Source organism: Kocuria sp. UBA5001, from assembly GCF_002398425.1.
Taxonomy (GTDB): Bacteria; Actinomycetota; Actinomycetes; order Actinomycetales; family Micrococcaceae; genus Kocuria; species Kocuria salsicia.
This window is the reverse complement of record NZ_DGYR01000006.1, coordinates 44,363-56,751: the sequence shown is the minus strand read 5'-3', so window position 1 is coordinate 56,751 and position 12,389 is coordinate 44,363. Positions and strand designations below refer to the sequence as shown.

12 protein-coding genes and 1 other RNA gene are annotated in these 12,389 nt (G+C 71.5%); 9 read left to right on the top strand and 4 right to left on the bottom strand.

Annotated elements, in window-relative coordinates; translation table 11 throughout:
- Window positions 1-19: 19 nt before the first annotated feature.
- Complete coding sequence (gene gndA, locus B3G12_RS03190; protein WP_290499073.1) at window positions 20-1,477, top strand: NADP-dependent phosphogluconate dehydrogenase; 1,458 nt, start codon at window positions 20-22, stop codon at window positions 1,475-1,477.
- An 83-nt stretch (window positions 1,478-1,560) separates the two neighbouring features.
- Here the strand turns inward: gndA and epsC are convergent, their stop codons facing one another.
- The 3 genes from epsC to msrA form a co-directional block, all read right to left on the bottom strand.
- Window positions 1,561-2,145 carry a serine O-acetyltransferase EpsC gene (epsC, locus tag B3G12_RS03185; RefSeq protein WP_055085744.1) on the bottom strand — a complete coding sequence of 195 codons (585 nt, stop codon included), beginning with the start codon at window positions 2,143-2,145 and terminating at the stop codon, window positions 1,561-1,563.
- Window positions 2,146-2,329: 184 nt separating this feature from the next.
- The gene (gene cysK / locus B3G12_RS03180; protein WP_290499070.1) at window positions 2,330-3,265 is read right to left on the bottom strand and encodes a cysteine synthase A; all 936 of its coding nucleotides are present in this window, start codon (window positions 3,263-3,265) and stop codon (window positions 2,330-2,332) included.
- A 105-nt stretch (window positions 3,266-3,370) separates the two neighbouring features.
- Entirely contained in the window at window positions 3,371-3,910 is a 540-nt protein-coding gene (gene msrA / locus B3G12_RS03175) for a peptide-methionine (S)-S-oxide reductase MsrA (RefSeq protein WP_290499068.1), read from the bottom strand.
- A gap of 70 nt (window positions 3,911-3,980) precedes the next feature.
- Between msrA and B3G12_RS03170 the strand changes: the two genes are divergently transcribed.
- The 4 genes from B3G12_RS03170 to B3G12_RS03155 all read left to right on the top strand — a co-directional run bounded on the left by B3G12_RS03170 (window position 3,981) and on the right by B3G12_RS03155 (window position 7,342).
- Window positions 3,981-4,874 (top strand): Nif3-like dinuclear metal center hexameric protein, encoded by an 894-nt coding sequence (locus B3G12_RS03170; RefSeq protein ID WP_290499066.1) that lies wholly within the window; start codon window positions 3,981-3,983, stop codon window positions 4,872-4,874.
- An 81-nt stretch (window positions 4,875-4,955) separates the two neighbouring features.
- A complete protein-coding gene (locus B3G12_RS03165) occupies window positions 4,956-5,684 on the top strand; it encodes a zinc ribbon domain-containing protein (RefSeq protein ID WP_290499064.1) in 729 nt (242 codons plus the stop codon).
- A 61-nt stretch (window positions 5,685-5,745) separates the two neighbouring features.
- Window positions 5,746-6,124: RNase P RNA component class A (gene rnpB, locus B3G12_RS03160), an RNA gene on the top strand.
- Between the two features lie 441 nt (window positions 6,125-6,565).
- Window positions 6,566-7,342, top strand: coding sequence for a YaaA family protein (locus tag B3G12_RS03155; protein ID WP_144942798.1), 777 nt, complete (start codon window positions 6,566-6,568; stop codon window positions 7,340-7,342).
- A gap of 52 nt (window positions 7,343-7,394) precedes the next feature.
- Here the strand turns inward: B3G12_RS03155 and def are convergent, their stop codons facing one another.
- The gene (gene def, locus B3G12_RS03150) at window positions 7,395-7,964 is read right to left on the bottom strand and encodes a peptide deformylase (RefSeq protein WP_290499062.1); all 570 of its coding nucleotides are present in this window, start codon (window positions 7,962-7,964) and stop codon (window positions 7,395-7,397) included.
- Window positions 7,965-8,294: 330 nt separating this feature from the next.
- Between def and B3G12_RS03145 the strand changes: the two genes are divergently transcribed.
- The 4 genes from B3G12_RS03145 to B3G12_RS03130 are packed head-to-tail and all read left to right on the top strand — an operon-like array spanning window position 8,295 to window position 12,380.
- Window positions 8,295-9,374: a glycosyltransferase family 1 protein gene (locus B3G12_RS03145; protein ID WP_290499061.1), complete on the top strand. Its 1,080-nt coding sequence runs from the start codon at window positions 8,295-8,297 to the stop codon at window positions 9,372-9,374.
- Window positions 9,371-10,432: a glycosyltransferase gene (locus B3G12_RS03140; protein ID WP_290499059.1), complete on the top strand. Its 1,062-nt coding sequence runs from the start codon at window positions 9,371-9,373 to the stop codon at window positions 10,430-10,432. The genes B3G12_RS03145 and B3G12_RS03140 overlap by 4 nt, the downstream gene beginning before the upstream one ends.
- Window positions 10,429-11,538, top strand: a complete 1,110-nt coding sequence (locus tag B3G12_RS03135; RefSeq protein ID WP_290499056.1) for a glycosyltransferase — start codon at window positions 10,429-10,431, stop codon at window positions 11,536-11,538. Before B3G12_RS03140 ends, B3G12_RS03135 begins: the two co-directional genes overlap by 4 nt.
- Window positions 11,535-12,380, top strand: a complete 846-nt coding sequence (locus tag B3G12_RS03130) for a glycosyltransferase family 2 protein (protein WP_290499054.1) — start codon at window positions 11,535-11,537, stop codon at window positions 12,378-12,380. Before B3G12_RS03135 ends, B3G12_RS03130 begins: the two co-directional genes overlap by 4 nt.
- Window positions 12,381-12,389 lie beyond the last annotated feature (9 nt).

Here is a 12,389-nt window from a genome sequence, read left to right as displayed (position 1 = left end):
GGTGGATAGGCTAGGACGCATGGCAGCAGACAAGAAAGCAGACATCGGTGTCACCGGCCTGGCCGTGATGGGCGCCAACCTGGCTCGCAACTTCGCACACCACGGCTACACCGTGGCGCTGCACAACCGCTCCGTGGGCAAGACGGACGCGTTGCTCGCCGAGCACGGCTCCGAGGGGGACTTCGTCCGCACGGAGACCATGCAGGAGCTCGTGGACTCGCTGGCGACGCCGCGGCGCGTGATGATCATGGTCAAGGCGGGTGCGCCCGTGGACGCCGTGATCGAGCAGCTCACGCCGCTGCTGGACGAGGGCGACATCATCATCGACGGCGGCAACTCCTACTTCCAGGACACGCGCCGCCGCGAGCGTGAGCTCGCCGAGAAGGGCCTGCACTTCGTGGGCGTGGGCGTCTCCGGCGGCGAGGAGGGCGCGCTCAACGGCCCGTCCATCATGCCGGGCGGCTCCGAGGAGTCCTACAAGACGCTCGGGCCCATGCTCGAGGACATCTCCGCGAAGGCGAAGGACGGCGCTCCGTGCTGCGCGTGGATCAGCACCGACGGTGCAGGTCACTTCGTGAAGATGGTGCACAACGGCATCGAGTACGCGGACATGCAGGTCATCGGCGAGGCGCACGAGCTGCTGCGCTCCGTGGCGGGTCTGGAGCCCGCCGAGCAGGCGGACGTGTTCGACGAGTGGAACAAGACTGAGCTGTCCTCCTACCTGATCGAGATCACCGCGCAGGTGCTGCGCCAGGTGGACCCCAAGACGGGCAAGCCGTTCATCGACATCGTGGCGGACGCCGCGGGGCAGAAGGGCACCGGCCGCTGGACCGTGCAGGAGGCGCTCGAGCTGGGCTCGCCGGTCACGGCGATCGCCGAGTCCGTGTTCGCCCGCGCACTGTCCTCCTCCGAGCCCGCCATGCGCAAGGAGGCCCAGGAGGTGCTGCCGGCGGGCATCGGCGAGACCACCGAGGACGTCGTGCGTGACCCCGGGTTCGTGGAGGACGTCCGCAAGGCGCTCTACGCGTCCAAGCTCGTGGCCTACGCGCAGGGCCTGGACATGCTCACCATGGCCGGGCGCGAGTACGGCTGGACCCTGGACCTGGCCACGATCGCGAGCCTGTGGCGCAACGGCTGCATCATTCGCGCCGAGCTGCTCAACGTGATCATGAAGGCCTACGAGGGCGACAAGGCCCCGCTGAACCTGCTCTTCGCGCCCGAGTTCGTGGAGTCCATCGAGGACGCCCTGCCGGCATGGCGTCGCGTGGTGGCCCGCGCGGTGGAGCGCGGCATCCCCGCCCCGGTGTTCTCCTCGGCGCTCGCGTACTACGACGGTCTGCGCCGCCCGCGCCTGAACGCCGCGCTGACCCAGGGTCTGCGCGACTACTTCGGCGCGCACACCTACAAGCGCATCGACGACCCCGAGTCCAGCTTCCACGTGCTGTGGAGCGGGGACCGTTCCGAGGTCGTCTCCTGATCCCAGGACCGACGTCCTGACAGAAGCAGAGCGGGCCGGTTCCCTTCGGGGAACCGGCCCGCTCTGCCTCGTGGGTGGGGGTCTCAGATCCACATGGCGGGGTCGATGTAGGTGGCCGGGTCCACGAGCGGCTCCTGCTTCTCCGGGGTCCTGCGGCGGACCTTGCCGGGGATGCCCGTGACGATGGAGTCCTCCGGGACGTCCTTGACCACCACGGCGTTGGCGCCCACGGAGGAGTCGTGGCCCACGGTGAGGGGACCCAGGATCTTGGCCCCCGCGCCGATGGTGACGCGGTCCCCGATGGTGGGGTGGCGCTTGACCGGTTCCAGCGAGCGGCCGCCCAGTGTGACGCCGTGGTAGATCATGACGTCCTCGCCGATCTCCGCGGTCTCCCCGATCACCACGCCCATGCCGTGGTCGATGAAGAAGCGGCGGCCGATCGTGGCCCCCGGGTGGATCTCCACCCCGGTGGCGAAGCGCGCGAACTGGGACACGGTGCGGGCCAGCAGCCGGCGCTCGGGGTCCTGCCACAGCCGGTGGGAGAGCCGGTGCGCCCAGATGGCGTGCAGCCCGGAGTAGTTCAGCACGATCTCCACGGCGGAGCGCGCCGCGGGGTCGTGGGTGCGGGCCGTGTCGATGTCCTCGCGGAGTCGGCGCCAGAAGCTCACGTGGAATTCCCCTTCGGTGGTGGACCGGCAGACCGGTCCATTGTCCCAGGTCGGCGGGCTGAGGAGGTCACGTCCGCGCGCTGGGCGCCGGGCCGGGAGGCGGCGGAAGCGACGAACGGGTGCCCGGGGCGCGCCGGTGAGGGCGCAGGCCCCGGGCACCCGCGGCGCCCGTTGGTGGGGGCGATCAGCCCCGGATGTCCTCGTAGAGGATTGTGGAGATGTAGCGCTCACCGAAGTCGCAGACCACGGCCACGATCAGCTTGTCGCGGTTCTCCTCCTTCGCAGCCTCCTGCAGGGCGGCCCACACGATGGCGCCGGAGGAGATGCCTCCGAGGATGCCCTCCTTGGTGCCGAGGTCGCGTGCGACCCTCACGGAGTCCTCCACGGTGGCGTCGTAGACGTCGTCGTAGACCTCGCGGTCCAGAACGTCCGGCACGAAGTTCGCGCCGAGGCCCTGGATCTTGTGGGGCCCGGCCTTGCCCTCGGTGAGCAGCGGGGAGTCGGAGGGCTCCACGGCGATGAGGCGCACGTCCGGCTTCTGCTCGCGCAGGTACTTCCCGACGCCGGAGATGGTGCCACCGGTGCCGACGCCCGCCACAAAGACGTCCACCTGCCCGTCCGTGTCCTCCCAGACCTCCGGACCCGTGGTCTCGTAGTGCACCTGGGGGTTCGCGGGGTTGGCGAACTGGCTCGCGAGCACCGCGTTCTCGGTGGTGTCCACGATCTCCTGGGCCTTGTCCACCGCCCCGCGCATGCCGTCCGCACCCGGGGTCAGCACAATCTCGGCACCGTAGGCACGCAGCATGACTCGGCGCTCAGTGGACATGGTCTCCGGCATGGTCAGGATGACCTTGTAGCCGCGGGCAGCACCCACCATGGCCAGGGCGATCCCGGTGTTGCCGGAGGTGCCCTCCACGATCGTGCCGCCAGGCTTGAGCTGTCCGGAGGCCTCTGCAGCATCCACGATGGCCTTGCCGATGCGGTCCTTCACAGAGTTGGCGGGGTTGTAGAACTCGAGCTTGACCGCCACGTTGCCGGGCAGGCCCTCGTCCAGGTGGTTCAGGCGCACCAGGGGAGTGCCCCCGACCACCTCGGTGACGTCGTTGTAGATCTTGCCCATGGAAATCTCTCCTGTTCGGTTGCCACGCAGTGCCGGGCGCGCTCACGGGCGCGGCCAGGACCTGCACAGAATCTTCTCCAGCGTATCGGTGCGGGTTGGCCTCGTTCAGTCCGTGAGCCACGCGGCGTAATGTTTGCGGACTTTCGCGAGCTTGGGGTTGATGATCACCTGGCAGTAGCCGTTGAAGGGCTGGTTGCCGTAGAAGTCCTGGTGGAAGTACTCGGCCTCGTGCACTGGGCCCATGGGTTCCACGGCCGTCACCACGGGGTCGTCGAAGAACTCCTGCGCGCGGGCGATCGAGGCCTCGAAGAGGCGACGCTGCTCGTCATCGGCGGGGAACATGGCGGAGCGGTACTGGGTGCCCACGTCGTAGCCCTGCCGGTTCAGCGTGGTGGGGTCGTGGCCCGTGAAGAAGAGGTCCAGGATCACGTCCGCGGGGACCACGGAGGGGTCGAAGGTGACCTCCACGGCCTCGGCGTGGCCGGTGGTCCCGGAGCACACGGACTCGTAGTCCGGGTGCTCGGTGTGGCCCCCGGTGTAGACGCTGCGGACCCCGAGCACACCGCGCACCCTGCGGTAGACGGCGTCGAGGCACCAGAAGCAGCCACCGGCCAGCACGAACGTCTGCGGTGTTGATTCAGTCATGCCCTGTACAACGCGGCGGGCGCCGGAAGATTCCCGGGCCGCTGCGTGGCCGTGCTCATAGGATGGGCCCATGAGCACTGATCAGCCGTCCCGAACGCCCTACCCCACGGTCCAGGACGTGGTCCGCGCGGCCGACACCCTGTGGCCGTTTCGGCTCCAGGAGTCGTGGGACGCCTCCGGTCTGGTCACGGGCCGCCCCGGGGCGGTGGTCAAACGGATCCACTTGGCCGTGGATCCGGTGGACGTCGTCGTCCGGGAGGCGGTGGGCGCGGGCGCGGACATGCTGCTCACCCACCATCCGCTGCTGCTGCGCGGGGTCACCTCCGTGTCCGCAGACGGCTTCAAAGGCCGCGCGGTCCACGATCTGGTGGAGAACCGCTGCTCGCTGCTGAGCTGCCACACCAACGCGGACGCCGCGCGCCGCGGGGTGTCGGACGCGCTGAGCGCGGCGTGCGGGGTGAATCCCGACGACGCCGCACCGCTGGTTCCGCACGCCACGGACCCGGCTGTGGGGCTGGGACGGGTGGGCACCCTCGAACGGGCCGTGACCCTGCGCGAGCTCGCCGAGCGACTTGCCGCGCGGATTCCCCAGGGGGTGCAGGGACTGCGCGTGGCCGGGGATCCGGAACGTCGCGTGAGCACGGTCGCGGTGTGCGGGGGCTCGGGCGATTCCCTCTTCGACGAGGTGCGGGAGCACGGGGCGGACGTCTACGTCACCGCCGACCTCCGCCACCACCCGGCTTCCGAGGCGCGGGAGCGGGCGGTGGGACCGGGTGGGCACGGCACGCCCGCCCTGATCGACGCCACCCACTGGGGCAGCGAGGCGCTGTGGCTACCGTGGGCCGCGGAGGATCTGCAGCGACTGCTCGCCGAGCGCGGTTTCCATGTGGAGACCCACGTGAGCACGTTGCGCACCGACCCGTGGGACTTCCGGGTCTCTGCCGATCCCCAGCCCCAGGACTGAACTGCCACCACTCCCATCGTCCGCACCGCCGCAGCTCCGCCCACCCCACACCGCCGTACCGCTGACCTCGAGGAGAACGCCATGGCACCGTCTCGAACCTCCCTTCCCGCGCTCCTTGAGCTGCAGGGCGTCGACTCCCGACTGCTGACCACCGTCAACCGGGCGCGGCAGCTGCAGAATTCCGAGTCGGTGGCCGCGCTGCTGCGGCGCCGGGCGCAGGCGATCGCGGCGTCGCGCGATCTGGACGCGGCGAAGGCCGAGGCCGAGTCCGCCATCGTCGCCGCGGAGACGAAGGTGGAGGAGGTCCAGTCCAGGATTGAGCGGGACGAAAAGCGGCTCAACGCCGGTGGCACGTCCAAGGACCTCCTGGGCATTCAGCACCAGATCGAGTCCCTCACCGCCCAGCTCGCCGTGGTGGAGGAGGAGCAGCTCGTGGCGATGGACCATGCCGAGGAGGTGGCGGCGGACCGTGAGCGCAAGCTGCCCCTGCTGCGGGCCGCGGACGCGGAGGCCCGCGCGGCCGTGGCCGAGCGCGATGCCGAGCTGGCCGCCCTGAAGACGGAGCACGAGCGTCTCACGGGGGAGCGGGCACGCATGGCCGCCGCGTTCCCGGACGCAGGCCTGCTCGCCCGCTACGACGAGCACCGCACCGCACGCGGGGGAGGGCGGATCGCCGTTGCGCGCTATGAGGACGGGACGTGCGGGGCGTGCGGCACCCGGCTGAGCCCAGCGGACGCCGCCGCTCTGGAGGCGACGCCCGAGTCTGCGATCCCGCAGTGCCCCGAGTGCGCGGCGATGCTCCTGCTCTGAGACCCGCCCATCCCGCGCTCGTGCCTGCGCCGCGTGTCCCTCGCGGTAGGATCGGGGTGGACAGGTGGGCCGGGCGACCGCGCGGCGTCGTCGTTCGCGACGGCGTCTCGAGGAAAGTCCGGGCTCCGCAGAGCAGGACGGTGGGTAACACCCACTCGGGGCAACCCGCAGGACAGTGCCACAGAAAACAGACCGCCCGCCGTGTGCGGGTCAGGGTGAAAAGGTGGTGTAAGAGACCACCAGCGCGCCGGGTGACCGGTGTGGCTCGGTAAACCCCGTCCGGAGCAAGGCCATGCAGGGCGCGTTCGAGGGCTGCTCGCCCGAGCGTCCGGGTAGGCTGCTCGAGCCGTGCGGCAACGCACGGCCTAGATGGATGGTCGCCACCGCGGTGCGGGCAACCGGCCGCGGCACAGAACCCGGCTCACAGGCCCACCTGTCCACCACACCCACAGAAATGTGTGCATTGTCATGGACTTCTCTGTGGTGTGCGTCATGATGGTTTTATCGGATCCCCCCACCCCCCCCAGGACCCCCAGGCCTCCCAGCTGGAGACCGGGCGGACCGTGTGGAGCGGCGGCAGCAACCACGCCGACGGCGCCTACGGGCGGACTTCAGATCCTGGTGGGCCGCGAACCCGGCACCCTCAAGAAGGTCGGGGCCATGGTCACCGAGGCCCTCTACGCGGTGGGTGCGCGTCCGCTGTGGGGGGCTCCTGGATCCGTCGCGCGGACCGCTGCGGTGGTGGCCGCGCGTCGGCTCCAGGGACTCGTGGGTGACCTGTCCCGGGAGCCTGCCGCGCGCCGTCGTCGTGGAGCTGTCGGGACGATCCGCACGGTCCCTGGCAACACGAAGGGTGGGGCCACGCCGCCTACACTCGTGGGGTGCTGATTCTGCTGCCGCCCTCCGAGTCGAAGACCGCCCCCGCGAGCGGCGATCCGCTGGATCTCGCATCCCTGGACCTGCCCGCCCTCACCGGCGCGCGGTCCGAAGTGGCGGATGCGCTCGCCGCAGTGAGCGAGCAGCCGGACGCGCTCGCCGTGCTGGGTGCCGGGCCTTCCCTGGCCGACGACGTCGCCCGCAACCGTCGGCTGCGCACCGCGCCGGCCGCGCCTGCCCTGGAGGTCTACACGGGAGTCCTCTACGACGCCCTGGACGCGAGCTCACTCTCCCCGGAGGCGAAGCGCGTGGCTGCCGAGTCGCTCCTCGTGGTCTCCGCGCTGTGGGGAGCGGTGCGTCCGACGAACCGGATTCCCGCCTACCGGTTGTCGATGGGAACAGCGCTGCCCGCCACCGGGAAGCTGAGCACATGGTGGAAGCCCCGGCTGACCCCCGTGCTCGACGAGCTCGCCGCGGACGGCGTGGTGGTGGACTGCCGCTCAGCGGCGTACGGGGCGGCCTGGAAGCCCCCGGCAGCGCGGACGGTCACGGTGCGGGTGGAGCAGTTGAAGCCGGATGGCTCCCGCTCCGTGGTTTCCCACCACGCGAAGCACACGCGCGGCGTCGTCGCGCGGCAGCTGTGCGAGGCGGCGGCGTCGGGGACGGAACCGGCCACCGTGGCAGACGTGCGGGACGCGCTCGCCGAGCAATGGACCGTGGAGCTCACAGAACCGACGGCCCGCAAGGCAGGCGTGCTCACGGTGGTGCTGGACCCGCAGTGATCCGGGGGTGACCCGGACGTGGCCCGGCCCCGGTCGCCCGCCCCAGTGCGCGTCAGTGGCCGAACGGGTCCTCGTCCACGCCCGGCAGCCAAGAGGAGTCCGTGCCCCACTTCTCCCTGGCGATCGCCTTGCGGGCCTTCCTGGACCACTTGGGGTTGAGCCGGTCCACATAGAGCTTGCCGTCCAGGTGGTCGTACTCGTGCTGCATCACGCGGGCGAACCACCCGGTGGCCTCGAACGCCACGGGGTCCCCGTTGCCGTCCTGGCCCGCGATCCGGATCCAGTCCGCGCGCTTGAGCGGCCACGCCTGGCTGGGCACGGACAGGCAGCCTTCGGCCTCCTCGTCCGGGTCCGGGGCTTTCTCGCTGATCTTCCCCGTGGTCAGCACGGGGTTCACGAGCGTGCCCCGTGGTGCCACGCCGTCCTCGTTCTCGAAGATGTAGGTGAAGATCCGTAGGCTCACTCCGATCTGCGGGGCGGCGAGCCCCACGCCGTGGGACGCGTCCATCGTCTCGTGCATGTCCGCGATCAGATCCCGCAGGGCGTCGTCGAACTCCGTGACCCGCGCGGCGGGGCGGTGCAGCACGGGATTGCCGGAGATCACAATGGGACGGATGCTCATGCGGGGGTACCTCGGGTTTTGCGGACGGGGCCCCGGGGTCTGCCCGGGGGTATGAAGTGCGTGGTCCGCGCGGTGACCGCGCGGCCGGAGCACAATATATCGTGTCGTGACCATCAGCATGTTGTGTATCGTCAGCCCGGGGGCCGTGCGCTCCCGTCGGTCCGCAACCCCGCCAGCGGCGAGGCCGCGGGCAGGAGCACCCCCGGAAGGCGACGACGTCGTCCGCGAGCCCTTCGCACGCCGCGACGCCGTCCGCACCGGGTGCGCTCCCGACCCCAGCGTGTTCTGCAGTCCACCGTCGTCCGTCCCGAGCGCAGGAGGTTCCACCGAGTGAGGATCGCGTCCCTGCCCCACGGCCACGCGTACGTCCGGCACCTGAGCGACCCCGCCGGTGAGACGGGCGTCCACCGGCTTCCGGACCCCGCGCCGGCGTACCCCGTTCCGGGCGCCCCGTGGTGGCCGCTGGTGATGCTCGACGACGCCTGGATCCGCGAGCACGCGGACGAGTTCGACCTCTACCACCTGCACTTCGGTTTCGACCAGGTCGCCCCCGAGGACCTGCAGCTCATCGTGGACACCCTGCACGAGCACGGCAAGGCGTTCGTCTACACGGTCCACGACCTGCGCAACCCCCACCAGGTGGACCCTGCCACGCAGGACGCGGCCCTGGACGTCCTGGTCCCGGCCGCCGACGAGCTCATCACCCTGACCGACGGCGCCGCCCTGGAGATCGCGCGGCGATGGGGTCGCGTCGCGGAGGTGATCCCGCACCCCCACCTGCTCCCGCTGGAGCGGTGGCACGAGCACCCGCCGGTGGGGGGCGTGCCCGTGGTGGGGCTGCACGTGAAGAGCATGCGCCCCAACATGAATCCGCTCCCGGTCGCCCGGCTGCTCGTGGCCGCGGCGGCGCGCGGTGAGATCCGGCTAGTGCTCGACGCCCACACGGACGTGGTGACGCCCGGTGCGCGCCACTGGGACGGCGACGTCGTCGACCTTCTGTCCCGCGCGGAGGAGATCCCCAACGTGCGGGTGCACGTGCACGAGATCTACGACGACGCGGAGCTGGAGGACTACCTGCGCGGCCTCGACCTCTCCGTGCTCACCTACCGCTTCGGCACGCACTCCGGCTGGCTCGAGCTGTGCCACGACCTCGGGACCCGCGTGCTGGCGCCCACGGTGGGCTTCTACCACGACCAGCACCCGGGGGTGCTGGCGTTCGAGTGGGACGACGCCGGCGAACCGCGGGAGGACCAGATCCTGGCCGCGCTCGCGAGTCTGCCCGGGTCCGGTCGGTGGCAGGCGAGCGCCGAGCAGCGTGCAGAGCAGCGACGTCGTACCGCCGCCGCCCACGAGCGGGTGTACCGACGCGCGCTGGTGGCGGTCGCCGGCGAGGACGGGTGGTCCGGATGAAGGTCGCGCTGCTCGCGCACGACCGGTTCCCCGTTGCGCCGCCGTTCTCGGGCGGACTGGAGTCCTTCACGTGGCACCTGGCACGGGGGCTGAAGCGCCGCGGGATCGAGGTGGTCGTCTTCGCCGCGCCCGGCTCGGACCCCTCGCTGGGGATCGAGGAGCTGGACGTGGAGCCGCTCGTGCTCAGCGACGAGGCCCGCAACGATGTCGCCATGCCGCCCGAGGCGCAGGTGAGGGAGACGTTCTCCTACCTGCAGGTGATGCGGGCGTTCGCGTCCCGGCCGGACATCGACGTGGTGCACAACAACTCGCTGCACTTCCTGCCGATCGTGATGTCCGGTGCCATCCAGCAGCCGTTGCTGACCACGCTGCACACCCCGGCCACGCCGTGGCTGGAGCCCGCGCTGCGGCTCACGCCCACCGCGCACACCGTGGCCGTCAGCGACTCCGTGGCGCAGCTGTGGAGCACCATCACCTCCGCGCGTGTGATCCGCAACGGGGTGGACCCGCACGAGTGGCGCCCCGGCCCCGGCGGGGACACCCTCGCGTGGTCCGGGCGCATCGTCCCGGAGAAGGCACCTCACATCGCGGCGCTGATCGCCAGCCGGGCCGGGAGACGGTTGCGGATCGCCGGTCCGATCGCGGACCGGCAGTACTTCGAGACCCGGCTCAAGCCGCTGCTCAACGAGAGGATCACCTACGTGGGCCACCTGGACACCGGGCAGCTGCGGGATCTCGCGGGCCACAGCGCGGCGAGCCTCGTGACCCCTGCATGGGAGGAGCCGTACGGTCTCGTGGCCGCCGAAGCCATGGCGTGCGGCACTCCTGTGCTCGCTGTGGCACGCGGCGGGCTGAGCGAGATCGTCCGCTTCCCCGGGGGCCTCACGTCCCAGCCCGGGGCGAGCGAGGCGGAGACCGTGGCCGCGGCCGCGGCCATGCTGCCGCTGGTCGTGGCCATGGACCGTGCACGGGTGCGCCGCTACGCGCTCGAGCACTGCTCGCTGGACGTCACGGTGGACGCGTACGTCGATCTCTACCGGGAGCTGGTGGGCGCGTGATCGGCTACTACGTCCACCACCACGGTCTCGGTCACCGCAACCGCGCCACGCAGATCGCACGCGAACTCACCGTGCCCGTCGTCGGGTTCAGCACGCTCGAGCGCCCCGAGGGGTGGCCGGGTGAGTGGGTGCGGCTGCCGGAGGACACCACCGAGCACCCGGTGGACCCCACCGCCCACGGCGTGCTGCACTGGGCCCCGCTGGGCCACCCCGGTCACCGCGAGCGCCTGGGCCTGATCGCCGAACGGCTGCGCTCGGACGTGGACCTCATGGTCACGGACACCTCAGCCGAAGTGACCCTGCTGGCCCGGCTCATGGGTGTGCCCACGGTGGTCCTCGCGATGCGCGGGGACCGCACCGACCGCACGCACCGCGCCGCCTACGACGCTGCCACGGCCCTGATCGCGCCGTGGTCCCGCGAGACGGCGGAGCCCTACTGGCCCGAGGAGTGGACCCGCAAGACCACCTTCACCGGGGCCATCTCCCGTTTCGACGGGCTGGTTGCCCCCGCGCTGCATGACACCGGCCCCACCGGGGTCACGCGCGAGCTGCCTGCCCCCGCCCCTGCTGGCGTTGCCCCCGAGCTGCAGGAAAACAGCTCGAGCGGCGTCGTTCCCGCAGGCGGCGACGACGGCCCAGGCGCCGTCGCGCCCGGACGCCGCGTGCTGATCGTGTGGGGGCGCGGTGGCACCGAGGTGGGGGACGCGCAGATCGACGCGGCGCGCGCCGCCACCCCGGGGTGGGGCTGGACCGTGCGCACGCCGGACACACCCTCACCGGACCTGTGGCGAGAGCTGCACGAGGCCACCGTGGTGGTGACCCACGGCGGGAACAACGCCGTGGCCGAGCTCGCTGCGGCGCAGGCCCACGCGGTGGTCGTTGCACAGCCGCGCCCGCACAACGAGCAGGAGGCCACCGCGGCGGCGCTGGACCGGGCCGGGATCTGCGTGGGGCTTTCGCGCTGGCCCGAGGCGCACGAGTGGCCCGGTCTGTTCGCACGGGCCCTCACCCTCGGCGTCGAGCGGTGGGAACGGTGGCGCCACGGTGATGGAGCGCACCGCGCGGCCCGCGCCATGGAGGCGCTGCTGGGCGGCGGTGTCCGGTGAGCGCAGTGCTCGTCACCATAGCGAGCGGGCGGCACACCCACCTGCGGCGTCAGCGCGCGTGGCTCGCGGCGCAGAGCGAGACACCCCTGGCCCACGTGGTCGTGAGCATGGGGGACCCCGGGATCCGGGAGGTGCTGGCCCTTCGTCCGGACCTGCCGAGCGAGTTAGTGGAGCTGCCCCCCGCGGCGGAGCTGCCCCTGGCCGCGGCGCGCAACGCCGGGGTGCGACGGGCCGCGCAGCTTGGCGCGGACACCGTGGTGCTGCTCGACGTGGACTGCCTGCCCCACGAGCACGTCGTGCGCGACTACACGAGGGCCCTCCGGGAGCTGGACGGCGCCCCGGCCGTGGTGAGCGGACGCGTGCAGTACCTGCCCGAGGGTATGTCGGAGGCCGAGCACACCCCGCAGGCCGTGGCGCGGCTGGGCCGAGACCACCCGGCGCGGGTGCTGCCGGAGCCCGGGGCACTCGAGGCGGCCGACCCCCGCATGCTGTGGTCCCTGTCCCTGGCGTGCACGGTCAGCACGTGGGACCTCGCCGGCGGCTTCGACGAGCGTTACGTGGGCTACGGCGGAGAGGACACGGACTTCGGTCAGCGGCTGGCGGTCGCCGGGGGAACGCTGTGGTGGCTCGGGGGAGCCACGGCGTACCACCAGTACCACCCCACGCAGTCCCCGCCCGTGCAGCACGTCTCCGCCATCGTCCGCAATGCGGCCCTGTTCCAGGACACCTGGGGCTTCGAGCCCATGGAGGGCTGGTTGCGGGAGTTCGCCTCCCGCGGACTCATCGTGCGGGAGGGCGGACGCTGGCGCGAGACCGCCCGGGATTCGGGCGGTAGTGCGTGAACTTACCAT

Bases quoted from the DNA above. Each gene is read 5' to 3' on its own strand.
- gndA (WP_290499073.1), top strand. From the start codon at position 20: ATGGCAGCAGACAAGAAAGCAGACATCGGTGTCACCGGCCTGGCCGTG.
- cysK (WP_290499070.1), bottom strand. From the start codon at position 3,265: ATGGGCAAGATCTACAACGACGTCACCGAGGTGGTCGGGGGCACTCCC.
- msrA (WP_290499068.1), bottom strand. From the start codon at position 3,910: ATGACTGAATCAACACCGCAGACGTTCGTGCTGGCCGGTGGCTGCTTC.
- B3G12_RS03170 (WP_290499066.1), top strand. From the start codon at position 3,981: ATGAGCACTGATCAGCCGTCCCGAACGCCCTACCCCACGGTCCAGGAC.
- B3G12_RS03165 (WP_290499064.1), top strand. From the start codon at position 4,956: ATGGCACCGTCTCGAACCTCCCTTCCCGCGCTCCTTGAGCTGCAGGGC.
- def (WP_290499062.1), bottom strand. From the start codon at position 7,964: ATGAGCATCCGTCCCATTGTGATCTCCGGCAATCCCGTGCTGCACCGC.
- B3G12_RS03140 (WP_290499059.1), top strand. From the start codon at position 9,371: ATGAAGGTCGCGCTGCTCGCGCACGACCGGTTCCCCGTTGCGCCGCCG.